General features: G+C 42.7%; 23 protein-coding genes. 1 reads left to right on the forward strand and 22 read right to left on the reverse strand.

The window, feature by feature from the left end:
- The 4 genes from gnpA to KHB02_RS17175 form a co-directional block, all read right to left on the reverse strand.
- Nucleotides 1-1,387 (reverse strand): 1,3-beta-galactosyl-N-acetylhexosamine phosphorylase (gene gnpA / locus KHB02_RS17160; RefSeq protein WP_241113919.1); only part of this gene is annotated, 1,387 nt, incomplete at its 3' end.
- 17 nt (nt 1,388-1,404) lie between these two features.
- Nucleotides 1,405-2,286, reverse strand: a complete 882-nt coding sequence (locus tag KHB02_RS17165; protein WP_241113920.1) for a carbohydrate ABC transporter permease — start codon at nt 2,284-2,286, stop codon at nt 1,405-1,407.
- A gap of 14 nt (nt 2,287-2,300) precedes the next feature.
- On the reverse strand, nt 2,301-3,191 hold the full coding sequence (locus tag KHB02_RS17170; RefSeq protein ID WP_213144004.1) for a carbohydrate ABC transporter permease: 891 nt from the start codon (nt 3,189-3,191) through the stop codon (nt 2,301-2,303).
- Nucleotides 3,192-3,268: 77 nt separating this feature from the next.
- Nucleotides 3,269-4,603 (reverse strand): carbohydrate ABC transporter substrate-binding protein, encoded by a 1,335-nt coding sequence (locus tag KHB02_RS17175; RefSeq protein ID WP_213144003.1) that lies wholly within the window; start codon nt 4,601-4,603, stop codon nt 3,269-3,271.
- Between the two features lie 170 nt (nt 4,604-4,773).
- Between KHB02_RS17175 and KHB02_RS17180 the strand changes: the two genes are divergently transcribed.
- Nucleotides 4,774-5,640 (forward strand): helix-turn-helix transcriptional regulator, encoded by an 867-nt coding sequence (locus KHB02_RS17180; protein ID WP_213144002.1) that lies wholly within the window; start codon nt 4,774-4,776, stop codon nt 5,638-5,640.
- Between the two features lie 65 nt (nt 5,641-5,705).
- On the opposite strand, the gene lacD is transcribed toward KHB02_RS17180, so the two are convergent.
- The 18 genes from lacD to KHB02_RS17270 all read right to left on the reverse strand — a co-directional run bounded on the left by lacD (nt 5,706) and on the right by KHB02_RS17270 (nt 25,021).
- Complete coding sequence (gene lacD, locus KHB02_RS17185) at nt 5,706-6,692, reverse strand: tagatose-bisphosphate aldolase (RefSeq protein WP_213144001.1); 987 nt, start codon at nt 6,690-6,692, stop codon at nt 5,706-5,708.
- 12 nt (nt 6,693-6,704) lie between these two features.
- Nucleotides 6,705-7,643: a tagatose-6-phosphate kinase gene (lacC, locus tag KHB02_RS17190; protein WP_213144000.1), complete on the reverse strand. Its 939-nt coding sequence runs from the start codon at nt 7,641-7,643 to the stop codon at nt 6,705-6,707.
- On the reverse strand, nt 7,640-8,818 hold the full coding sequence (gene nagA / locus KHB02_RS17195; protein ID WP_213143999.1) for an N-acetylglucosamine-6-phosphate deacetylase: 1,179 nt from the start codon (nt 8,816-8,818) through the stop codon (nt 7,640-7,642). The genes lacC and nagA overlap by 4 nt, the downstream gene beginning before the upstream one ends.
- A 41-nt stretch (nt 8,819-8,859) precedes the next feature.
- Nucleotides 8,860-10,029, reverse strand: coding sequence for an SIS domain-containing protein (locus tag KHB02_RS17200; RefSeq protein ID WP_213143998.1), 1,170 nt, complete (start codon nt 10,027-10,029; stop codon nt 8,860-8,862).
- A 21-nt stretch (nt 10,030-10,050) separates the two neighbouring features.
- A complete protein-coding gene (locus tag KHB02_RS17205; protein WP_213143997.1) occupies nt 10,051-10,953 on the reverse strand; it encodes an ROK family protein in 903 nt (300 codons plus the stop codon).
- Between the two features lie 187 nt (nt 10,954-11,140).
- The gene (locus tag KHB02_RS17210; RefSeq protein ID WP_241113925.1) at nt 11,141-11,899 is read right to left on the reverse strand and encodes a carbohydrate ABC transporter permease; all 759 of its coding nucleotides are present in this window, start codon (nt 11,897-11,899) and stop codon (nt 11,141-11,143) included.
- Between the two features lie 89 nt (nt 11,900-11,988).
- Nucleotides 11,989-12,936 (reverse strand): carbohydrate ABC transporter permease, encoded by a 948-nt coding sequence (locus KHB02_RS17215; RefSeq protein ID WP_420848093.1) that lies wholly within the window; start codon nt 12,934-12,936, stop codon nt 11,989-11,991.
- Between the two features lie 61 nt (nt 12,937-12,997).
- A complete protein-coding gene (locus tag KHB02_RS17220; protein WP_213143995.1) occupies nt 12,998-14,248 on the reverse strand; it encodes an ABC transporter substrate-binding protein in 1,251 nt (416 codons plus the stop codon).
- Between the two features lie 252 nt (nt 14,249-14,500).
- Nucleotides 14,501-15,775, reverse strand: coding sequence for a Gfo/Idh/MocA family protein (locus KHB02_RS17225; protein WP_213143994.1), 1,275 nt, complete (start codon nt 15,773-15,775; stop codon nt 14,501-14,503).
- 88 nt (nt 15,776-15,863) lie between these two features.
- Complete coding sequence (locus tag KHB02_RS17230; protein WP_213143993.1) at nt 15,864-16,913, reverse strand: LacI family DNA-binding transcriptional regulator; 1,050 nt, start codon at nt 16,911-16,913, stop codon at nt 15,864-15,866.
- Nucleotides 16,914-17,122: 209 nt separating this feature from the next.
- Nucleotides 17,123-17,857 (reverse strand): GntR family transcriptional regulator, encoded by a 735-nt coding sequence (locus KHB02_RS17235; RefSeq protein ID WP_213143992.1) that lies wholly within the window; start codon nt 17,855-17,857, stop codon nt 17,123-17,125.
- Nucleotides 17,858-17,998: 141 nt separating this feature from the next.
- Nucleotides 17,999-18,412 (reverse strand): MarR family winged helix-turn-helix transcriptional regulator, encoded by a 414-nt coding sequence (locus KHB02_RS17240; protein ID WP_213143991.1) that lies wholly within the window; start codon nt 18,410-18,412, stop codon nt 17,999-18,001.
- A 109-nt stretch (nt 18,413-18,521) separates the two neighbouring features.
- Nucleotides 18,522-19,787, reverse strand: coding sequence for an MFS transporter (locus KHB02_RS17245; protein ID WP_213143990.1), 1,266 nt, complete (start codon nt 19,785-19,787; stop codon nt 18,522-18,524).
- A 73-nt stretch (nt 19,788-19,860) separates the two neighbouring features.
- Nucleotides 19,861-20,661 (reverse strand): SDR family NAD(P)-dependent oxidoreductase, encoded by an 801-nt coding sequence (locus KHB02_RS17250; RefSeq protein ID WP_213143989.1) that lies wholly within the window; start codon nt 20,659-20,661, stop codon nt 19,861-19,863.
- Nucleotides 20,662-20,685: 24 nt separating this feature from the next.
- The gene (locus tag KHB02_RS17255; protein WP_213143988.1) at nt 20,686-21,435 is read right to left on the reverse strand and encodes an SDR family NAD(P)-dependent oxidoreductase; all 750 of its coding nucleotides are present in this window, start codon (nt 21,433-21,435) and stop codon (nt 20,686-20,688) included.
- A gap of 213 nt (nt 21,436-21,648) precedes the next feature.
- Nucleotides 21,649-23,124: an aldehyde dehydrogenase family protein gene (locus KHB02_RS17260; protein ID WP_213143987.1), complete on the reverse strand. Its 1,476-nt coding sequence runs from the start codon at nt 23,122-23,124 to the stop codon at nt 21,649-21,651.
- 125 nt (nt 23,125-23,249) lie between these two features.
- The gene (locus tag KHB02_RS17265) at nt 23,250-24,209 is read right to left on the reverse strand and encodes an MBL fold metallo-hydrolase (RefSeq protein ID WP_213143986.1); all 960 of its coding nucleotides are present in this window, start codon (nt 24,207-24,209) and stop codon (nt 23,250-23,252) included.
- Nucleotides 24,210-24,268: 59 nt separating this feature from the next.
- On the reverse strand, nt 24,269-25,021 hold the full coding sequence (locus tag KHB02_RS17270; RefSeq protein WP_241113921.1) for an SDR family NAD(P)-dependent oxidoreductase: 753 nt from the start codon (nt 25,019-25,021) through the stop codon (nt 24,269-24,271).
- Nucleotides 25,022-25,070: the final 49 nt, after the last annotated feature.

Raw genomic sequence — 25,070 nt, forward strand, 5'->3', positions numbered from 1 at the left:
AGGCATGCGCCACCATATGGGTCTGCCAGGTTCTCAGTTTGCCCCACGAATTCAGGATGGCGACCTTCAAACCGCTGTAAGGTTTCACCCCTTTAATCGTGTCATAAATTTCACGGAATTCATCGGTTACCTTTTCAATATAGGTCACAAATTCCGGGAATTTATAAGCTAAACTCAAGTAACCGCCATAGCCGATGCGGTCCACAGGGTTCCGCAAAATCGCCCGCCGTGCCGTCAACCAGTTTTCATTGGCTTCAAGCACCGGGTTGTTCCCTTCATAAAATGTATCCGGGAAAAAATATGGCAAGAAACGGCCTTCGGTATAGCGGACATGCGGAATGTCCGCTATCATGCGAAGCGTCGCGCCGCCGCCGACACTGCCGACAACCGCATCTAAGCCAATCCTTTCAAAATATTTGCCATACGGCTCGGTGCCAATCCAGTTGTCGCCAAGGAACATCATGGCTTCCTTTCCGCTCTCATGGACAAGATCGACCAGCTGTTTCGCTTCCTCGGCGACAAACTTTTGGACAAAATCCATATAATCCAAAAAGGCTGGAGTTGGAACGCGGAATGAGGTATTGTAATAGCCTTGATCCACAATGTCCTCCGGCCGTAACCGGTAGCCTTTTTCTTTTTCAAAGGCATCTAATGCAGCGACAGAAACACTTGCCCCATATCCAAACCAATCCACAAATTTCTCTTTGCCGAGATTGTTGAACACAAGTGTAAAATGATAGAAAAACGTGGTGAATCGGACAACATCCGTATCTGGATTATCCTTCAGCCATTGTGTTAAAAAGTTTCTCATATATTCATTGGAATGCGGCCCCCTGACATCAAACGGGATGTCGTGCGGCTTGTCTCCCCAATTATTGGTGATATGATTGTACATATGAGTCGGATCCCAAATCGCGTATACCAAGAAGGATACCGTATACTCGTGCCAAGGTATCGGCTTCTTCACCATGACACAATTGGTCTCTTCATTTACTTCCCAATTGTCTGTATCCACTACTTCTCCGCTCGTCCGATCGATGACCTCCCAGTATTTCTTTGGATCATGGATGTAATCTGGCTTAACTTGTTCCGTAAAATAGCCCTTCAGAATATCAATTTCCAGTGTTTCTGATACTGCAGTGTTGAACATGCTCATCAAGTATAGCTGCTGGCATTCTTCCATATGCTTCTTGGCGAACTCATTATGTCCCCGGGCCACAAAATAGGTCGTGTAAATTTTTGCATCTAACTGTTTAATTTCGTCATCCAATTTCGTTCCGTCACTATCGCGAATGGCATCCGCTCCCCATCGCTCCATCAATTCTTTTGTTTCGTTTAGAAAATTTTCCTCACTTGGCAGGGTAACGCGCCCTCTAGTCTTATTCATTGTAAATCCTCCTCACCCTAGTCCTTCAATCCGCCAAGGGTCATCCCTTGTGTTAATTTCTTTTGGACAATGATATATAAAATTAAGGTTGGCAGCATGACGAGCACCATTCCCGCATACATTTGACCATAATTTGCAGCCGATTTCTGCGCCGCCATCAGGTTCATCAGACCGACAGGCAGCGTCTTGTTTGGACCCGGAATCAAGGTCAAGGCAATAATATATTCATTCCAAAAAGCCAGGAAATTAAATAAAATCACTGCCACAATACTTGGCCGGGCCATTGGAATCATGATTCTAATCATCGTTTTAAAATAACCGGCACCATCAACCAGCGCCGCTTCCTCATACGTAGACGGCAAGGTTTGAAAATAACTGGACAATAGATACACAGTAAACGGCAAGGCAGTTGCAGCATAGACTACGGATAGAACAAAAAGATTGTCCAGCAGCAATCCGCCGCCAAACTGTTCCCGCAAAAAAGTATCTCCATCCAATAACATCAAGAAAATTGGAACAACAATATAGTTTACATTGATAAATAGGCCCGCTTTAAATAAAGAATTCATCAACTTGCTGCCTCTAAACGTGTATCTCGCCAGCACATAGGCGGCAGGCAAGGCCACAACTAACAAGATCAGCAGTGCCAAGGCGGTAACCATCACGGAGTTCATCATGTATGTGCCCATGTTTGCTTTTTGGAAAGCATCGATAAAGTTTTGCAAATATAATCCATTCGGCAACGCCCACGGGCTTCCGTAAAATTCTTTGTTTTGCTTCACCGAAGCCAGGAACACCCAGGCAACCGGGACAATAATAGAAACCGCTAATGTAATCAGTGCTACATAAATAAATAGGCGATAAACTTTTTCAGCATTCATTCCTGTTTGTTTTTTCATGAATTATGGACCCCCTAATACTCAAGCACGTCCCGATTAGTGATACGGCTGATGATGGCTGATAGTGCGAATGAGAATAAGAAGATGACCACTCCAATCGCCATACCGTAGCCATAGGAAGAGTTGGTATAAGCTTGTTTATACATATAGCTTAAAAATACTTCCGTCGCCCCATCTGGCCCGCCGCCGGTCATCGCCTGTACGAGAAGAAAGCTTAAATTAATCGTACTGATAATAAAGAAGGTTAATGTAGTCCGAATGTTATTCCAAATAAGCGGCAGGGTAATGCTGAAGAATTGCCTGATTCGTCCTGCTCCTTCTAATGCGGAAGCTTCATAAAAGCTCTCTGGGATATTCGCAATACTGGCCATATACATGACCATGTAATACCCAATTGCCTGCCATATGAGCGCCCCACCGATGCTATAGATGGCAATCTTTTGATCGCCGAGCCACATTTTTTGCAGATGATCGAGATTGAACAAGGCAAGCAGATTATTTAGCAAGCCTGTTGTGGGGTCATAAACAGCCGAGAAAATCCCTGCGATGACCACGATTGATAGAATGTTAGGGATATAGAAAATAATTCGAAAGAAGCCGTTTCCCTTCATCTTTTCTCTTGTTAATAGCGTTGCAAACAAGATCGCCAGGACCATCGTGATGAGTGTGACAAAAACAATCAAGACGATACTATTTTGAAGAGAGCGGATGAAGTTAAGATCTTCCCAAAGAATTTTGAAGTTATCCAGGCCGACAAATACCTTATTGTTGGAAAATCCGCCCCACTTATATAAGGACATCCTGAATACCTCAACCGTAGGCACAATCATAAAAATGGCTAACATAATGAGTGCCGGCACGGTACAAACAAAGATAAATATCCTTTTTTCTAATGTCTTGCTCATGGCAATCACCTCTATTAATAAAGATAACGGTGAGAAAGGCTGCTCACCGTTATTTAGTGAAACTCTATGAAACTCTTTTACTTTAATGCCGCACGCAATTTATCACTTGCTTTTTCAACAGCATCCTGCCACTCTTTTACCGTCTTATCGCCGGAAACAATACTGTCGATTGTTCTGAATAGTGTATCTGCCATGCTGACACCCTCTACGGCTTCTGTTGCAGCAAATCCGCCCATCCCAGCCTTAGCTCCATTATCATAAATGCTGTAGAAAAGTTGATTGTCGCCGCTTAAATTCTTGGAAATTCCTTCAATCGGCTGAATCGCGTCAGCTTCTGCAAAAATAGCAGCGGCTTTATCAGAATACACAAATGTTAAGAAATCCTTTGCTGCATCTTTATTCTTCGCTTGAGCAGGAATCCACATTTGTTCAAAGAACGTGAAAGCATAACGGTCGCCGCTGTCTTTCATAGCCGGAAGTGCCGTCATTCCCCATTCGAAGCCATCCGCTCTTGGAGCATCTTTCATTTCACCAACAACCCATGTACCATTTGGCATGAAAAGTGCTTTGTTATCAAGTATTAATTGTTGGTTTTTCGTATAGTCTTTGTCATTTGCATTGGCAACGGTGGTTGGCTCTGTATATTTGGCCAGCTTGCCAACAATGTCAAATGCCTTCGTTGCTTCTTTCGATTCCCAAATGCCGTCTTTATAGGTCATCGCTTTATTGTAAAAATCAGATCCCCCTGCTTCTAATAGCAGCGAATAGAAGAAGGCATCAAAGTAGCCTGTAGTAGGGTAAGTGAACAAAGAGATTCCTTCCGCTTTCGCTTTATCCCCAAGCGCCCACATTTCATCCCAGGTCTTTGGTACTTCCCAGCCTTTTTCTTTCAATAAAGCGGCATTATAGAACAATCCTGTTGGGCTATAAAACATCGGCGCCATATAGGTTTTGCCATCGTTATAAGGATTCGTAGCAAGCGTATCAGTAAAGCCTGGCACCAGCTTATCCTTTACTTTGACATCCTCACCATAAACGTTCTTATTAAAGACATCGGTAATATCTTCTAATGCCTTATCTTTGATCAACGTTTCAGTAAGTGCTAGTTTTCTTCCCGTTGCAAGCAGGACTACATCTGGATAGTTTCCCGCTTTCATGTTCGGACTGATCACTTCTTCGAGGTTTTTATCTGCTGTTAATTTGACATCTACCTTTGGATTGGCTTCTTCGTAAGCCTCAATCACCTTTGTCCACATGTCTTTCCCATAAGCGGACTCCAGTGCAGCCACTTGAAGTGTTTGTTTCTTCGAATCCTTACCGTTCTCAGTATTGCTAGCGCTATTACTTTGGCAGGCTATTAAACTAAAAGATAACAAAGCTGACATACCAGCCAACAGAACTTTCTTTTTCATCTTGCTCATCCTCCTTTTTTACTATTTATAGGAAAAGTATATAAAAATAAAAAGCGCTTCCACAATAAACATCTTGTTCTCTTTTTTAGATATCTTGCTTTTCATTGTAATAATTCACTAAAAAATTTATACTATTAGGTAATAGGCTCCAGCAAGAAGGAGAGATTAATTTGTCCAATGAAGTATATGAAATTCCTCAGTCGATGCGCGGCCGTCTCCCGGTAAAACTTCTCTATGTAACAAAAGCAAAATATGACAAGGATTGGCACAGCACCAACCATACCCACCATTTTACAGAGCTTTTGTATATTACCAAGGGGAAAGGGACGTTTGTTTTCTCTCAAGAGGAAATTCCTGTAAAAGAGCATGATGTGATTGTCATTAATCCTAATGTCGAGCACACGGAAAAATCCTATCCTGAACACCCGCTTGAATACATCGCATTGGGAATTTTAGGGCTCGCTTTCTCTTCACCCGATGACCCAGGGGCCCAGGTGACCTTTCTCAATTTCAAACAAGACCAGGAAATCTATCTTTTCTTTCTTCAGCAATTAATGGAGGAAGTGGAAAAACAGAAGGAAGATTATGAGTTAATCATTCAGAACATCGTGGAAATGATATTGCTCCGAATGATGAGAAAAAAAGTATTCCACTTGGAGAAAACTTCTTCGAAGAAAATCAGTAAAGATGTCGCGTTCATTAAGAACTACATAAAACTGTATTTTCGTGAGGACATTAATCTCGATACGCTGGCAGAAGTCGGCCATATGAATAAATACTACCTTGCCCATTCCTTTAAGAAATCGGTCGGAGTCTCTCCCATTGAATATCTGATTCAAACCCGCATCAGGGAAAGTAAAATTTTGCTGGAAACGACCAACTACCCAATTTCCGACATTGCAACCATTACCGGCTTTTCATCCCAGTCCTTCTTTGCCCAATCCTTTAAGCGGGTAACTAACCAATCACCCACACAATACCGTAATGCCAAAAACGCAATGAAAAACAAAGGAAAAAAATCAAAAAGCAAAAAGTGAAAAACATGGGGACGGTTCTATTGCTCAAGCAAAAGAACCGTCCCCATGCGCTTTAGAATCCATCATTATGAAATTTTCTCAAACCATGGTCTAGCTGTTTCTTTCAAGACAGCGTTTAGTTCTTGAATGTTTTTTCGGCCTGATTCTTGGAGCCAGGCACGACCTGATTCTTCACCTTGTTCAGCAAATGGAGCAACGCCGTTCTTCCAGGTGGCACGGCCACATAAGACACCGTTAAAGGTGGAGCCGGATTCCTTGGCAAATTTCAATGTTTCCTGGAACAATTGGGCACTTACACCGGCGCTTAGGAAGATAAACGGAAGGTCCGTTGCTTCGCTTTGCTCCTTGAAATAGCCGGCTGCCTCTTCCTTCGAATAAGCGACTTCCTCGTCCGAGTACCCTTCCACAAAGTTCATATCAACAGGCACTTCTACCTTCAATACGTCCACCTGGTACTGCGGCTTGGAGAATTCCCTCATCGCCTCAATCACCTTATGCGGCTTCACTTTCGCGTACTCTAGGCTTTTTACATCATCAATTTTGGCATCATAAGTGACAATCTCAAGGAAAAACGGAATATCCTCTGCGGCACACTCAGAGCCTACACGTTCCATATACACATGCTTGTATTCATTAATTTTTTCATCTTCATCCACATCGTAATACAGCAGGAATTTTACTGCATCGGCTCCAGCTTCCTTCAGGCGCCGTACTGACCAGTCCGCCAATAAATCAGGCAAGCGGCCCACAGCGGTGGCATCGTAGCCTGTTTTTTCATAGGCCACTAATAAGCCCGCTTCTGGATGACGGACTTTAGCGGCAGGGAGGCCATATTCCGGGTCTAATAGAATGGAAGTTGCAAAGGGAGTCAGCTCTTGCGAAACTAATTCCTTAAAGCGGACGATGCCTTCATCGCCGACAGGACTTTTGCTCCCGGAGGCAATCATTTTCTTCAAGGAACCACGCTGGTCAATCGCTAATGCACCAATGATCCCATTTTCATCTGACAAACGTTTAAGGGCATCTTGTTTATTTTTTGTTAGCTTTAACATGGTCAATCACCTCTAGTAATCTATTTTTTCTACATTAACCAATTCGAAAAATCGACTGAAATAAGCAGTATTAATATGGCCAGTGGCTGCTTCCATGGTATTTAACATTCCCGTGGTCATCGCCGTTTTCAGCACAACCGGGGCGGGCTGCTTGTGTTTCAACGCGACAGCAAGCCCAGCTACCGTTGCATCACCGGAACCGACTGGATTCACCACATCAATCGGAGGGATGGTAACCCGGTAAAAATCTGAACCGTGCTTAACAAAGGCCCCAGCCCCTCCCATGGATACGACAATCCACTCGATCCCCTGAAACATGTCGTCTTCTAACGCCTGCGACAGGCTGCTAATGCTTTGTTCCACTTCCCTGCCGAGCAGCTGCGTTAGCTCCGTGATATTGGGCTTAATGGCAAATGGTTTTACGTTATGTAACAGAACTTGCCGCAGCGACTCCCCTGATGTATCAACAATGACAGGAATCCCCTTGTCCCGGCCTTTTTCTACCATACTCCGGTAAAAGCTAGAAGCCAGACCTTTCGGTAAACTTCCCGAGATGGTTACCAAAGAAACATTAGACAGAAGAGTTTCGTATTTTGCTAGAAAGGCAGAACCATCTTCCGCAGTCAAGGTCGGTCCCGATTCCAAAATTTCCGTCTGCTTGCCGTCATGAAGAATGGCAATGCAATTTCTTGATTCTTGGTTTATTTTTAAAAAATTGTTTTCAATCTCGGCTTTCGTCAATTCCTGAATGATGTAGTCGCCAATCGTTCCGCCCAGGACGCCGGTCGCAAGAACGTTCTCGCCCAGCTGCTTGATGACACGGGCGACGTTTAAACCCTTGCCGCCTGCCGTTTTTCTAACGGCAGCGACCCGGTTTACATCATCAAGCTTAAATTCAGGAATCGGGTAAGAAATATCCACGGACGGGTTCATCGTGACCGTTAAAATCATCGAACTCCCTCTTTCTGCGTGAAGTTTTCGGACTTGTACCGGCAAACACCGTCAAGATACGTAGCCACAAGCTCCAGGTCCGGTGTCAGCACAATAAAATCGGCAGCAAGGCCGCTGGCGATCTTGCCACAATCCGCGTCCAGCTGAATGCTTTTCGCGGGTGCCGTGCTTGCCATGTAGATGGCTTCCTCTGGGGTGGCAATTCCCCAATCCACCACATTTTTCACTCCATAGATTAATTGCAAAATACTGCCCGCTAGGCTTCCGCTCTCCAAACGGGCAGCCCCGTCCTTCACTACAACTGGAAATTCACCAAGCTGATAACGGCCATCTGGCATGCCGCCCGCCATCATACAATCAGTAACCAGAACCGTTTCCTTCCTGCCCCGGGCATTCATTAAAATATGGGCGGCTGCTGGATGGACATGGTGACCATCACAAATAATTTCCGCAAACACATTTGGTAGACTCATCGCTGCACCTGCCATCCCAGGCTCACGATGATGCAGTCCGCTCATCCCGTTGAAGGTATGAACAAAGATCGATGCACCCTTTTCAACCGCCTGTTTTGCCTCTTCGTAAGTGGCATCACTATGGGCTAACGCCACCGTCACCTGTTCCTTCACGGCATGTTCGATAAATTCCAGTGCCCCGTTCCGTTCTGGAGCAAGGGCAATTTTTCTGATGAAACGATTTGATTTCGTTTGCCAGGTTTCCAGCATTTCCACTGATGGGTCACAGAAATATTTAGTGTTTTGGGCACCTTTATGTTTTTCTGTGAAAAATGGACCTTCTAAAAAGATTCCTCGGATTTTCGCTCCTGGAACGCTAGAATAATGTTCGCCTATCATCGTCACTACATCGTTCAATGACTCCGTGGAAGAAGTTAGCGTGGTTGGTAAAAACGATGTGACACCACACGAGAGCAGCCCCTCGGAAATTGCCTTTAACCCCTCTGGGTCATTGTCCATGACATCGTGGTTTTGGAAGCCATGAATATGCGTGTCAACCAAACCCGGAGCGATCCAATAGCCGGAATAATCGATGACTGTCGCAGACGGATTCGGCAGTTGATGATGGTAATAGGAAAATTTGCCCTCTTTAATTTCCAGATAACCAGGTCCTGCCACCCCATCCTCAAGAAAAAACTGATCTGCATAAATAAATAGCTCCATACCTGCACCTCTATGAATAATGGATGCGGATGACATCCTTCTTAATTTTTGTACTCGTGAATGGTTACTCCCTTAACCACTCGATTAACGGTTCCGCTCGGTGATGGCGTATCCGGTGTATTCCCTACTTTTATGGAAGAAAGCAGAGCGATAGTCTGCCCAACCATCACAAATGGCAGTGAAAGGTAAGCATCCGGTACAGTGCCCGCTTCACGGTCAAATAAGAAGCTGTCACCCGAATAATTGCTGTCCCCGTCGACGCTAATCGCACAAATGAGGCTGGCAACCTGGTCCTGCTTCAATTCATTTAACATATCCAAATCGTACCGGCGGGTATACGGCTGGTTGGAAACAAACGTGAATATGACAGCTTTATCATTCACAAATGACTTCGGACCGTGACGGAATCCAAGCGATGAATCAAAAGCGGTAGCAATTTTTCCGGCTGTCAGTTCAAGAATTTTCAACTGTGCTTCCCTCGCCAAGCCTTCAAAGCCGCCTGATCCAAGATATATAATCCGCTCAAAATCGACTCCAACCATTTTTTCTATTTCCGCTTCTCTGCAGATAACACTTTCACCCATGCTGCGGATGGTTTTGACAATCTGTCCTTTTTCTTCATCTGACAAGGAATCAAAAATTAGCAGAGCCGTTAACGCCATACAGGTGTAGCTTCCGGTCATCGCAAAGCCCTGATCATTTGATTTCTCCGGCATCAATAATAGAAGATTCTCGTCATCCCCCGCTGCCCGCTGTGCCAGTTGCCCTTCCTTTGAGCAGGTAATCGTGATTTGATAAAGATTTGTTACGATTTGCTGTGCAAGCTCAACGGTCGCCACACTTTCCGGACTGTTGCCGCTTCTCGCAAAAGAAACCAGCAAAGTTGGGATATCGGCTTTCAAAAATTGATAAGGGTTGGACACAATCGCTGTCGTTGGAACACTCTGCACATCCCACTGTTTTTCATCGACTTTTCCTTTTAAATATGGAGTAACTGTGTCGCCGACATAGGCAGAAGTTCCAGCCCCTGTGAAAATGACGCGAACCCGTCCATGCTTTTCTTTTATGTTCTGCAAAAACGTTTGGATTTTTTCAATTTTCTCATTATAAAGTGTAAACGTTTCTGCCCATAATTCAGGCTGCTGTTTAATTTCCGCTGTGGTAATTTCCGCACCTAACGGCTTTAATTTTTCCAAACTTAACGTAAACATTCTCGACACTCCTTATATAAATTAAATTTCTTCAAATACTCTGAGGCCCGCGCCGACGATGCCGTTATCCTGCTTGATGGTACTGACGGACATCCGGTTTAACACATGCTGTTGTTCAGGAATTTGATAGGATTTTAGTTTTTCTTTTATGATTTCAAGTAAAAAAGGATTATTGGCGATCACGCTGCCGCCAAACACGATTTGATGCGGATCAATTAGACAGGAAATCGAATAGAGGCCCTGTGCCCAATAATCCGTTACTTCATCGATGATTGGCTGATACTCAGGCACTCCAGCTTGATAGCGCTCAAAAACATCTTTAGTTGATAGGGTCTCCTCCAGCACTGTTTCAGCCAGTTTTGCAATTGCAGGCCCGGCAGCCGCTTTTTCCAATCGGTCCAATTTCGGACCGGCTGCCTTTGATAAAATCGGAATTAATCCAAACTCTCCGGCAAAACCCGCCCCCCGGAAAAAGGAACCTTGATGAAGGATTGCACAGGAGATGCCCGTGCTAATCGTTACATAAACAAACGTTTCATTTTTGTTGCCGCCGGCAGCCTTCCACTCGGCAAAAGCGGCCGTATAGACATCATTGTCAATTTCAATTCGCTCGAGTCCAAATCGTTCCCTAAGACGGTCAGAGACAGGAAACTGGGCCCAAGGCAGGTTATTTTGAAAAACAGCAATACCGTTTTCCCTGTCTACCTTGCCCGGTACGCCGACACCAATACCTTCTATGTCAGTAATCGATAAAGAAGAATCGTTCAGAACCTGTTCTACCGCTTCAACGACTCTAGTAAACATGTACTCTCTATCTGAAGGATCACTTTTCACTTCGGCGCGCTTCAGCAATTCACCGTTTTCTGAGATGATTCCCGCGGCAACCTTGGTCCCGCCGATATCAAGGCCAATGGCTTTTTTCATAATGAGCACCTCGACTGTAAAAATGTATTTATGTAAGGATGGGTTGTTGGTACAAGTTTAATTAAAGAAAAACTCATAGACTAGAATGCTATGAGTTGATTATTTTCATAATTTTATTATAACACGCTCACTTGTAGGGTCAACCCAACAGTTTCAAAAAACTTCCGGACCAGTTACGAGTAAATCCTTATTTTCCACCGGTAACGGCAATTCCTTCAATGAATTGCCGTTGCAGGAAGATAAACAGGATCAGCATTGGCAGGATGGCCAAGAAAGAGCCGGCCATAAGAATCGGATAATTGGTTAAATATTGGCCTTGCAGGGAGGATAAGCCGACTGACAGCGTCATCGATTCCGGTGAACTGTTGACAATCATTGGCCACATCAATTCGTTCCAGCTCCAAAGGGTCGTGAAAATCCCTAGTGCAATTAATCCCGGTTTTGCGAGCGGCAGCATGATTTTCCAATAGATTTGGAAGTGGTTGCAGCCATCAAGTCTTGCAGCCTCCTCTAATTCCTTTGGCAGCCCCATAAAGAATTGGCGCAACAGGAAGGTTCCGAAAGCGCTAAACAATCCCGGCACAACAACAGCCGACAGGGTATTGAGCCAGCCCAACTTTACCATAATCATATATTGCGGCAGCAAAAACACTTGACCAGGTACCATTAACACGGTCAGCGCTAACAAAAACAGGACATTTCTGCCGGGAAATTCAATCCGGGCAAACGCATAGGCGGCAAGCGAACACAAAAACAGCTGGCCGACAGTCCGAAGCAGTGTAATGATGACCGTATTATACATAAATTTGAAAAAAGGCAGAAGCCCAAACACCTCTTTATAGTTCCCCCATTGGAACTCCTCAGGAATGAAAACGGGAGGTACCTGAATGGACTCTTGGTACGTTTTTAGCGAGGTGAGAATCATCCATAAGAAAGGCAATACCATTGCCACCGCTCCCACAGTCAGGATGAAATGGATAAGGAATGTTTTACTTGTAACAAGCTGTTTTGTTTTTTGCAATGGTACCACTTCCTTTAATCATAATGAACCCACTTTTTCTGTAACACCATTTGAATTGCGGTAATAATTAGGATGACAATCAATAATAGAACAGCGATAGCGGCTGCATACCCTTTATCATTTAATACAAAGGCATGCTGGTAGAACAAATACACAATCGACTGCGTACTTTCTAATGCCGTACTGCCTTTTCCAATCATCATGAAAATCAAATCAAACACCTGAAACGCCCCGATGAGAGACATGATGGTCACAAAGAAAATAACCGGCGACAGGAGCGGCAGGGTAATTTTGAAGAATACCGTAATTGGGCCTGCGCCATCGATTTCGGCTGCTTCATAGTACATTTTCGGAATCCCTTGTAATCCGGAAAGGAAGATAACCATGTTATAGCCAATCCCACTCCAAATCGCGACGGCAATGACCGAATATAAGGCAATATGCGGGTCGGTGACCCATTGCGGCCCTTTGATTCCAATTAATGATAACAGATAGTTGAGCAGCCCATAATCCGCGTTATACAGCCATTTCCAAACCATAGCGATGGCAGCTGGCATGGTAATCACGGGTAAAAAATACAACGTCCGATAAACCGATTTCCCCTTAATATTTTGGTTTAACAGAACGGCTATAATAATAGATAGGAAGATTCCAATCGGGACAGTAAAGATTATATAGATGCTCGTGTTTTTAAAGGATTGCAGGAGCGTGGCATCCTCAAGCATCCGCTTGTAGTTGTCGAGCCCCGTCCACTCATACTGTCCAAAAGAACCCCATTCGGTGAAGCTAAAGTAAAAGTTTTGGATGATCGGCCACAGGTAAAAAATAGCCAACCCCAGCATCGTCGGGGCAATCATCAGATAGGCCCAAAAATAATCAGAACGCTTTCTAGTCCTTGCAAGGTTCGCAGCCTTTAATTTTTTTGCTGGCTTGACTTCGGTTTGTAGAGGAATTTCTTTCACACGATTCCCTCCCTTTAAGGAAATGGAAGAGAAGAAATCGATTCTCCTCTTCTTTTTTTAACTACTTGGATAAAGCCTCATTTGCTTTTTTCGTTAATTCTTTTGCAGCATCTTCAATGCTTTCTTCTTGGCTCCAGGCCTTTTTCAGGATATCGACCTCGTATTGCCAAATCTCCCCTGTGCTTTTTGCATTTGGCAGCGGCACTGAGTATTCACTGGCATCAATGAAGGCTTGCAGATTAAGGCTTGGAACAGACTTCACCCAAGTATCCTGGGTGCCGTTAAACGCTGGAATGACGGTTCCTGTTTTCGCATAGATCTCTGCAGCTTCCTTAGAACCCAGGAATTGGACAAACTTCCATGCCGCATCTTTATGCTTTGTATTGGCCGCAATCACATTGGACAATCCATGAATCGCTGTTGCGCGGGTTTCCCCTTTTGGGAGAACGGTTACATTTAAATCAGGGTTCTTCTTATATTCCGGTACCATCCAAGGGCCATCAAGCATCATCGCTACTTTTCCGGAAGAGAAAAGCTCAGAAGCTGCCGTTTCTGTCATTTGTGCTTGTGTTGGTGATAAACCTTCTTTTATGAAACTTGTATAGAATTTAAGGGCTTCGACTGTTTTTGGATCATCAAATCCAGCTTTTTTGCCATCCTTAGAAATAACATAGCCGCCATTTTGCCAAATGAAATTATAATAGCCTTCTTGGTTAGCGATGGTTGAAGCAAAGCCCCAAACCCCTTTATCTTTATTTGTCAGCTGTTTTGCCGTTTCCTTTAATTTAGTCCAGTCCCAGGTTTCATCCGGATACGCTACACCGGCATCGTCAAAAATCTTTTTATTGTACCAAAAACCGATCGTATCGTAGTCTTTTGGAATTCCGTAAACTTTTCCGTCAACTGTATAAAGGTCGATTAATGATTTTGGATAATTATCCAAGCTATAGTTATCTTTTTTTGCCATATCGCTTAATGGAAGGATTACTTTTCCCTCTGCATATTGAGTAACGTGTGCTCCATTCATCCACAGAACATCAGGCAATGCGCCGCCCGTTGCTGCTGTTTCAAGCTTTTGGAAGTACTGTCCGTAAGGAGTAATCTCCGTTTTCACCTTGATGTTTGGATATTTTTCATTAAATAATTTAATAATATCTTCGATGGCTGGAAGTTGTTTTTTATCCCAAATGCCATAGGTTATTTCGACTTTCCCGTCTTTCGCATCACTAGAAGCTTTGTCACTATCACTGCAGCCTGCAAGCCCCAATAATCCTAGAACCACAGTTAGAAGCATGATTAGCCATTTTCTCATCCTTTTGCCCTTCTTTCAAAAATAGTTTAGTAGTTTTTCAATTCATTACTGTTTTACACATAAGGGTTTTTCTAGATGATAAAAAATCTTCATGTTGATCCATTTAGGTTTCTCTTAACATATTTAGATAACGCTTACCACCTCCGCATCCAAACGTTTTCCTAATCAGGTTAATTATTTCATTCCTTCTTGCCTTTAATTTATTATTGCATCACCACGAAAACGCGGTGTGACAATCCAATTTTTTCAACTTTAAGCTTTAATGGTTTCTTGTAAACTTTGATAATAGTTATCGATATTAATAGATTGGCCCTCATGCAAGCGGGATTCTTCAGCGGCAAATGCCATCAGGTGGCTTCTAACGGAAGCAGCAGCAGAAGAAACCCCGCCCTCGTTATTGCCAAACTGGATCTCCCGGAGGAATGTCCTCATGATTCCTTGATCACCGCCGCCGTGCCCGCCTATAGGCCGATCAAAATGGATGACCGTTTCTTGCTTGGTCAGGAAGTCAAAGATAGAAATCTTATTTTCCTCCATATTTCCACGGATTTCTCCTTTGGTACCCATGATCTGGACAATTCGCGTCTGCTCTCTTGTAAAGCCGCACATGCTGAAGGTGGCCGTGGCACCGTCCGCAAATTCCATATTGACTACCTGATGGTCAACAACATTATTGTCAGAGCGGTACACGCATTTTCCGTAAGGGGTTTCATTTAATGCTTTGATAATCCCTTCGTTTGTATGGTCCTCGGTGAATTTCTTTGCCCAGCCCTTTCCTTCGCCAAGATAATATCTTCCCGCATGGAATGGGCACTCATGCTCGGCAGGGCAGCCATCCAAACATCGGAGCGGCGCACCGGCGGGGGCATTTTCTTCTTTGAAATGCATCAACGAGCCATAGGAGCTTATACGTTTACACTCTTTCCCCATCACAAACGAGATAATATCCATGTCATGGCAGGATTTCTGAAGGATCATTGGACTTGATTTTTCTTTATTGTTCCAATTCCCTCTGACAAAGCTGTGGGACATATGCATGACTTCCACATTTTCATTCAGCTGCAGAGAGACAACCTCACCAATATCCCCATTAGCAATCACCTTTTTAATCGTGGACCAGAAATCGGTATATCTTAGGACGTGGCAGATGGTCAGCTGCCGGTTATATTTTTTCGCCTGCTGTTCCATTAAAATACATTCCAATGGATCCGGGGACATTGGTTTTTCCAACAGAACATGATAGCCCAGCTCCAATGCTCTCATTGTTACCTTAAAGTGATCCCGGTCGAGTGTACAGATGATGGCAATTTCCGCAATCGGCTGGTCTTTCTGCAGTGCCTCTTCCCACGATTCATAACAATTTTCCGTCAGAATCAGGTGAGCTTCCTGCACCTTTGCTCTTCTTTCGGCCCACGGCTCCGCGACACCGACTATCTTCAATTCATTCGGATAAGCCGCAGCATACGGAGCATAAGCCCTTGCCCCTCTGTCACCCGCTCCAATCAGGAGTGCTGTCATTGTTTTCATAATCCTTCTCCTCTCATTTCGGTTTCTTCGGAAAATTTTCCGAGTGTTATCCAAACGTTTTCCAAGAGCTTTTAAAAAAAGGAACCGGTTAGGTCCGTTTTATAGCAGATGACTCACGAATGACCAATTCAAATGGTAAAATCAGCTTGATGGGAAGCGTTACTTTTTCTTCTACGATTTCCATGATCGTCTTCGCTGCCATTTTTCCCATTTCATATTTAGGGATATCAACAGTTGAAAGCGGCGGTGAAGAATATTTCCCCATTTCGATATTATCGACACCAAAGAAGGCGATGTCTTCCGGAATTCTTAACTCATTTTCAATTGCAGCTCTCATCGCAGCTATGGCCATCATGTCACTGGCGCATACCATCGCAGTCGGTAAATGACCGGGATTGTTTTGAATCAGCTGATTCATTTCATCGTAGCTGTTTTCCATTTTCCACTTCGTGTTGAGGACCCATTCCTGCCTCATGGCAAGTCCCGCTTCGTCCATTGCAGCTTGAAAACCTTTAAACCGGGATTCATCATGTAAATCCTTATAGGTTTCATTTGCCCCGCCGCCAATAAACCCGATTTCTCGATGTCCTTGGCTGATCAAATGCTTAACGACCGTTTTAATGGCTTCCTTACGGTCATAATCGACAATGGCGATATTCTTATTCGTATAGAAAAAGTCCAGTCCTACCACAGGAATTGTTTTTTGTATGTAGTCAATCAGGCTGTCATCAATCCTGTCGATCAGCAGCAACCCTTCAATCCCCAAGTCATGGATTGTCTTATGGAGCAGCGATTCATTTTCCAGCTCATCCTTGGTAATACTTATTAGGGTGTAATCTTGATTCGTTAATGTATCACGAATCCCGGTATAGATATCGGAAAAGTACGGGTTGATTTCCGCTTGCTTTGGGTTTGCTACCCAGCCGATTTTCATCGTTCGTGTATTGCTTTTTTGTTGTTTATTGTGAACAAGATTGCGGGCATGCTGGTTCGGTGTATAACCTAACTCCTTAACCGCCTGCCAAATCTTATTCTTCGTTTCTTGATTCACATTTCGTGTTTGGTCATTTTGAATGACCCGCGAAACCGTAGAGATGGAAACGCCTACATGTTCCGCAATATCTTTTAATCTTACCACTAGTAAAACACCTCGAGGTCAAAGCTTACAACGGCAATTGCTTAAATTTTTTGAATTAATAAGAATATAGCACCATTCGTAATTTTAAGTCAATATCCATTATAATAAAATCTTTCTTGTAAATTAAACTGCCACAGCAGTTTAGGAGATACATACATTTTTTAAAAAGCCTCACTGTTTGTAGTGAGACTGTTTTGATGAGGATGAATCTACGTGAGTTCCGTATAAAACCGGCAGCGGTCGCCGCGCACAATCGAACGGCAAAATTCCACTGGTTTCCCGCTCGTGTCAAAAGCGGTCCGTTCTAACAACAAAGCGGGCTTCCCAGCTTCTGTTTTTAGAAATTCACTTTCGTCCGGACGAATTAAAACGGGTTCAAATGCCTCAATTGCCCTGTTCACAATGATGTTAAATTCCGCTTCAAGCAAATCATACAGGGAGGTCTCCCCCACCCTCTTCAATGGCTCCATATTCGGGACCACTCTTTTTGGGAAAAAGGAAGATTCCAGAATATACGGGTCATCATCGACACAGCGAAGGCGCTTCATTTCAATGACATGTTCCTCATTGGTTACTTGCAGTTCTTCCATAATCTCCGGGGTCGGCTTGACTTCTCGGATGTCAATGACAATGTCATTGGGAACCATTCCTTTTTCCTTAAAGCCCTTGCTGAAACTATATAATCCCATTAGGGACTGCTGGAGCAGCTTTGGTTTTGCGACAAACGTGCCCTTCCCCTGAACACGATAAAGAAGCCCATCCTGAACGAGTTCTTCAATCGCTTTTTTTGCTGTATTTCTACTGACATTATAATCATTCATTAATTGGTGCTCTGACGGAATTTGATCACCAGGCTTCCAGTCACCACTATCAATGGACTGTTTTAGTCTTTCCTTAAGCTGATGATACAGTGGTATGACACTATCACTTTGCAATGGTTTCATCGTAATCTACCTTCCTCCACGATACGACAGGTTAGGCTCATTATACCATCAATTGTACCATCAATCCATCAGGAGTCTGTTAAGGAGTTCTTTGCCGTTTTTTTCAGTTTTGCGGATTATTAAATCAGATTTATTTTCATTTCAAGCATTTAGTTTTTCATAAATTTTTAACATGAATTCTTTTTCTTCCTGGGTTAACTTTTCAAAAAGAGTTTTCCGCAGCAACTGCCCTTCTTTGTTTGCTCTTATAACCGTATCGATTCCTTTATCAGTTATTTGTAAATAGATAATTCGACGATCAGACTCATCTGTTACTCTGACAGCTAATTTTTTTTTAACAAGTTTTTCTGATAAATGTGTTAAAGTAGCAGGAGTTAATCCTAAGGTTTTCGCAAGATCTGATGGGCGGCTTTTTCCATTTTCCTTAAGGTGTCCGAGAACAAGGATATGGGAAACACCAAGTTCTTCATTGAACATTTTATTCCATTTAACAATTAAATTATTTGTAAATTTATCCATATTATGAATCAGTTCAAAAATGGTCTGATCATTCATCAGGGTTAATCCTCACTTCCTATAGATAAGAGCCCCTAATTATTAAATTAGGGGCTCTATTTAGAATACACGCTATTTAGCTGAGAATCCACCATCAATAACCAATATTCTAATTCCACAATCCTGCTTGTTCTAACTTCTTTTTGCCTTTGAATGCGAACATGACACATCCAATATTAATAATCAACATAATGATAATGGCATATAAAACTGGAATATAACTTCCTATAAAATCAAAAACATAACCATAGGCAGGCAGGGCAACTATAGATGCAACTGCCAACCCCATTGAAGCAGATGAGTATATTTGGCTATATTCTTTATTTCCAAATAAGCTGGTTGTAAGGGCCGGTCCCAATGTTCCAATAGAAGAGGATATAAATCCAAAAAGGGCAACGGCAAACGTTATGATAATTGAACTTGAAGCAAAGAATAACAATAAACATACCGCTATTAGTCCTGTTGCCATTGCAAAAATAGCTGTATTTTTTGATCCGATTTTATCACTTAAAAATCCAATCACTAATGACCCGACTAACACACCTAGCATATAGGACCCCATTACATTGCCTACAAAAGCAACATCGAATCCTTTGTTCATCAAATAGGTGGGAATATGAATCGAAAAACTGGCAATGGATGTAATTAAAAAGAAAAAGATCATAAGTGCATAAAATGCGTAGGATTTTCTAGCATCGACCATAGCGACACCTTTATTTTTAGATTCCTGTATAGTATCATTACCATTCTTTTTAATTTCTGCCATTCCATACGGAAGCAAGCCACTGTCTTGAGGTGATTTTCGAATAAAAATTAATACGATCGGAACAACAATAACAATGACCGTAATTCCTACAATTATATATGAGCCTCTCCACCCTTGGTTTGCAATTAAATTTCCTACAATTGGCTGGGAAACTGCACCAAGTGCTCCTCCGGCAGCACTCATGATTCCTAGTGCTAGGCCATTATTCTTTTTAAACCACTGATTGATTAAAACTGGGCCAGCAATCACAGTTATAAATACTCCACCTACGGCCAGCGGAATGGCGAAAATATACCAACCCCAAACAGAATCCATCATACCAAACATAGCAAAAGCCCCTGCCTGCAATACAATAGCGATACTTAGAAGCAAACGGGTATTGTACTTTGCCATTAATTTTCCGCCAATAGGTAAAAAAAACATCGTTACAATTGCTGATACACTTAAATATAAAGTTAAACTTCCCATCCCGATTCCAAGGTCTTTCGTAATAGGTGTTAAAAATAGCCCCGCCGAATTATTTAAAGCACCTTTTCCTAAACCAACTATTATACAAAGCCCTAATAATATCCACCAAGCATAGTGAATTTTCCCCTTTTTTTGATCCATGATTTCCCCATAACCCCAATTCGACAATATAAATTATTTAATATATAAATCCTATAAATTACTAAATATAGTTTTAAGATTTTTTCATAAATTCTTCAAAATCCGGACTAGTTGGGTTAGCAATATAATGGCCGCCCTCTACTTGGATTGTCTGCCCGGTAATAAATTTGGATTCATCTGAAGCCAAGAATAAAACCGTATTACCGATATCATCCGGTTCACCGTGATATGGAAGGGCATTATATTTTGCAAAAATATCCAAAACGTCAGGCGGCATATTATTTTTTGCTGCAGGTGTCAAAATTAAACCTGGTGCCACGGCATTACAGCGAATATGATTTTTTCCATATTGGGCTGCAATATATCTTGTCAGATTGACTACACCAGCTTTTGATGCTCCATATGCGGCACGAATTGAATCGCCGAAAAAGCCTGCCATTGATGCTGTGTTAATAATCGAACCACCGCCGGATTTAATCATGTGTGGAATTGCGAATCTGCTGCCCAGCAGTACACTTTTTAAATTCAGATTCATGAGCCGGTCCCATTCATTGAGATCCATGTTAACTACATCCAGATCTTTTTGAAGGTTTGTCGAGCCAACATTATTATAAAGAACGGTAATCTTACCATATTGTTCAACTGTAAATTCGACTGCTTCCTTAATTGAATTTTCATCTCCCGCATCAAGGAAAATCCCTACAGCTTCTCCGCCTTCGGCTTTGATCCTTTCTGCTGCTTCTTTAGCCCCATCAACATTAAAATCGGCAATGACAACTTTTGCACCTTCCTTAGCCAATAATGTTGCTGATGATAATCCTATACCTGAGGCGCCGCCGGTTACCAGCGCCACCTTATCTTGAACTCTTCCCATGTTCAAATCCCCTTTCTGAAGTGTTTAGCGTAATTTTATTGAACCGCCGTCTACCATGATAGTTTGACCAGTAATATAATCAGAATCACTGCTTGCCAAGAAAACTGCTGCCTTGCCGATATCTTGTTCTGGATCACCAAGGCGGCGGAGAGGAATTTTATTAATCATCTCATCGTATAATTGTGGAGCACTATCACGCCATTGCTCAACACCTGCTGTAAGGGCGATTGGCGAAATCATGTTAACATTAATTCCTTCAGGGCCCCATTCATTCGCTGCCACACGTGAAATGGCTCTAATGGCTTCTTTTGCTGCTGCATAAGAAGTTTGGGTGACTTGTCCTTCAAGGCCGGCACCTGATGCAAAATTTATCACCTTACCCTTTGTTTTCTTCAATTCAGGGTAGGCTGCCTGCATAAAATGAAATGTCGGATAAAAGCCTGTCCCAAAGGATAAATCTAAGAGTTCTTGGGTGGTTTCAATAAATAGTGCCTGTCTAGATGCATGCGCATTATTGACCATAATGTCCAACTTGCCAAACTTCTTAACCACAGCGTCCACAATCGCATATACGTTTTCTTTGACTGAGATATCCTTAATAAAAAGCATACCCTCTGTAAATTGGGTTACATCTGCAAGAGTTTCTTTTCCCTTTTCTTCATTTACATCGACAATGGCGATATGAGCGCCTTCCTTGGCCATAGCAAGAGCAATCCCTCTGCCAATACCTGAAGCGCTTCCAGAAACTATTGCCACTTTTCCTTGTAACTTCATTCGTATGACCTCTTTTCTTTAAAATAATTTAGGTATCTAAATATTAGACACCTAATTTTATCAATATTTTTTACCTCTTGCAACGTTGTTATGTTGTTTTCCCTATAAAAAATCCCCTCAATAAAGACAGATTGAAGTGCTTTTTTATATCTGTCTACTATAAGGGGACCGTTCACAACCGTTGCCAAAAATAAAATTTATCAAATATACAAGTTATCCAATCTCAATCACACATGCTTTTTCACGTGTATTTTCTAAAATAGAGTCCTTGCCGAAGCCGCTTTCTTTAAATCCGCCAAACGGCAGCTCAACCCCAACCCTGCGGTAGGTATTCACCCAAACATTACCAGATTCCAAGGATTTTATCATTCGTTGGGCACGCCCAAGGTTTGTTGTCCAAACTCCGGCTCCCAAACCATAGGCTGTATCATTGGCAATTTCAATAGCCTCTTCTTCTGTCTCAAATGGGATTACAACCGCCACTGGTCCGAAAATTTCCTCCTGGCAAATACGATATGAGTTTTTATCTACTTGAATTAATGTAGGCTCAACCCAGTATCCGTTGGAAAACTGCGGCTGCCCTGGCAATAGAACTTCGCCTCCGTATCTGCCGCCAAAAATGATTTTTCCGCCCTCTTGAACCCCTAAATCTATATAAGAACAAACCTTCTCATATTGTGCCTGGTTTGCAATTGGCCCCATTGTACTTGTAAAATCCATTGTATCCCCAAGTTTAAGTGGTTCTAAAGTCTTAGCTTTCATCAGCGTTAACATTTCATCAAATATAGATTGCTGGATTAGGATTCTTGAACCGCCCACGCATATTTGCCCTGCATTGCCGGTAAAAATTCCATTCGTTGTAATTCCTTCTGCCGCTTTATTAAGGTCAGCGTCTTCAAAGACTATGTTCGGAGATTTTCCGCCCAATTCAAGTGTTAATGGTTTTGGGTCCCTTGCGGTAGATTGAACGATAGCCCTTGCCGTCCTGCCTGAACCGGTCAAACTAACTCTATTAACTCCTTTGTGAGCAACGAGGGAATCGCCTATTTCACTACCTAATCCAGAAATAACATTTAGCACACCGGGAGGCAATATTTCTGCCAGGATTTCTCCGTATCGGAGTGATCCCACAGCAGCTAACTCAGAAGGTTTAATAATAACAGTATTTCCAGCTGCCAAGGCATAGGCTGCTTTTAAGGTGAAGGTAAATAATGGAGCATTCCACGGAATAATACCCAATACAACGCCTAATGGTTCACGGATTGTATAACCAAAGGAAGTAGGCCCGAGGGGAACCGTTTCGCCCCTGCTGGCCACAGACGCTGCACCAGCTGCATCATACCAAATCTGTTTCAAAACGGGGATTAATCCATAAATGGTTTCCCTAATGACCCAGCCATTATCCTTTGTCTCCAGCTCTGCCAGTTCCTGGCCATACGTATCCAAAACGTTTGCAATTCGTCTTAAATATTCTGCGCGCTCACCCGCTGAAAGCGCAGCCCACTTGGGAAAAGCAGTGCGTGCTGCGGTAACTGCTGCGTCTACATCCTCAATCGTACTTAAAGGAATCTTTGCCCAAACATCGCCCGTTGCAGGATTAATTGCATCCATTGTTCGATCATCAGAAGACGTTAGCAATCTCCCATTAATAAGATTTTGATACTGTTTTATTTCCTTCGTAATTGCCACAATGCCTCACCCTTTCAACTAAATGAAATAGCCTTCTATTCAATTTTAAGTAATAGAACTAAAGCCTTCAATGTAGATTTTCCCAATAAATAGATATTGATTTTTGTAAAAAATAATCTAAGGGTTTAGTATTTTTTGCCCGATTGATAGAATAAAATTTTCCCATTATATTCTTCCATTCGGATATGGCCAAGTGATTCTAAATAAACCAAGTTTGTAATCGTTTGGAAAAAGGCGGCACCTGCACGCTCAGGGGACAGATTCTTTCCATATACACGTTGTGAAACCTGAAACGCGGTGCTTCCATCCTCATCAATAGCATGAAAGGTTTGCTCCCACCTTTTTTGATAATGTGACATCATCAATTCGATTCTTGCACCTAAGTCGTTAATCTGTTCACCATGCCCCGGAAGAACATATTTTGCCTTGCAAGGCAGGAGCTTTTCTATTGCTAGAAAGTAATCTTTTAAAGGATTATCACCCTCTCCATTGCAAATAACAATCGGATTAATAGAGTTTAAAATATGATCTCCAACGAAAAGAACCTGTTCTTTCTTGTTATAAAAGCTAAAATGGTCAGGCGAGTGTCCTGGAGTCCATATCGTTCTATATCCAGAATCACCCAGGATAATTTCTTCATTTTCTTCAAATAGCTCATCTGGGTCAAACTGGTAGGAGATAAACTGATGAAACCGATCGTCTTCCTTAGGATAAGGCGGTCCTTCATGCTTTTCTAAAAATGAAGCAATCGGATTCGAATATGTTTTATCGATAAATAAGGCGCGGATTTTTTTTAATTCAACGTAGCTTTTCGACGCCATCCAAACAGGAACGTTAAACTGCTCTTGAAACCAGCCAGCTAAACCGAGATGGTCCGTATGGGCATGAGTTATGACTACTTTTTCAACACGGACACCTTCACTCATGACTTTTTGCCAAACTTGGATCGCCTCGTCTGTATAATCACCAGTATCTATAACTGTAAATCCCTTTTCCCCTTTGATGAGATAGCAATTTACATACCCAAAGTCATATGGAATCGGAACTTTCAACAGATATACATTTTCTAAAATTTTTTGTATCAAAATATTCCCTCCTTACCTAAAACACCGGTGATTTTCCTACTAATGATACAATCCATTCTTTACCGGACCATTACGGTCCCACCATCAACCATAATCGTCTGGCCCGTGATGTAATCAGCATCACTGCTGGCCAAAAATACCGCTGCCCGCCCGATATCTTCCTCACAATCTCCAAGTCGGCCCAACGGAATGAGCGAAACCATTTTATTGTACGCATTCGGATGTTCCACCTGTAATCGTTCCACACCTGGCGAGTTTGCAATGGGTGATATCAGGTTTACATTAATTCCATATCGGCCCCATTCCGTTGCGGCCACACGGGAAATTCCGCGGATTGCCTCTTTTGCTGCAGCATATGATGCCTGTTTACTCAGTCCAATCATGCCTGCACCCGATACAAAATTAATCACTTTCCCTTTCGTTAGCTTTAAATAAGGCAAGGCACTGTTCATTAATATAAAGGTGGACCAAAAACCTGTATTCAAGGCCAAGTCCATCACTTCCTCCGTTGTTTCCTCAAAGGTCACATTTATTGAGCTCTGTGCATTATTCACTAAAACATCCAGTTTTCCAAACCTTTCAATCACCATTTCCACGATGCTTGGCAGCTTGCTTCGATCAGCTAAATCAGCTTGTATGAATAAGGCATTGCAGCCCAGCTTCAACAATTCTTCCTCTGTTCTTTTTCCTTTTTGTTCACTTAAACCGACAAAAACAACGGCTGCCCCCTCTTTTGCAAAGGCGTGGCAAATCCCCCGTCCGATACCGGAAGATCCGCCCGTAATTAAAGCCACTTTATCTTTTAATTTCAATCTCAAAACCTCCATATCTAGTAGTTTTACTTTTCACAGCGATTTGAAT

Source organism: Neobacillus citreus (assembly GCF_018343545.2).
GTDB classification, from domain to species: domain Bacteria; phylum Bacillota; class Bacilli; order Bacillales; family Cytobacillaceae; genus Neobacillus; species Neobacillus citreus.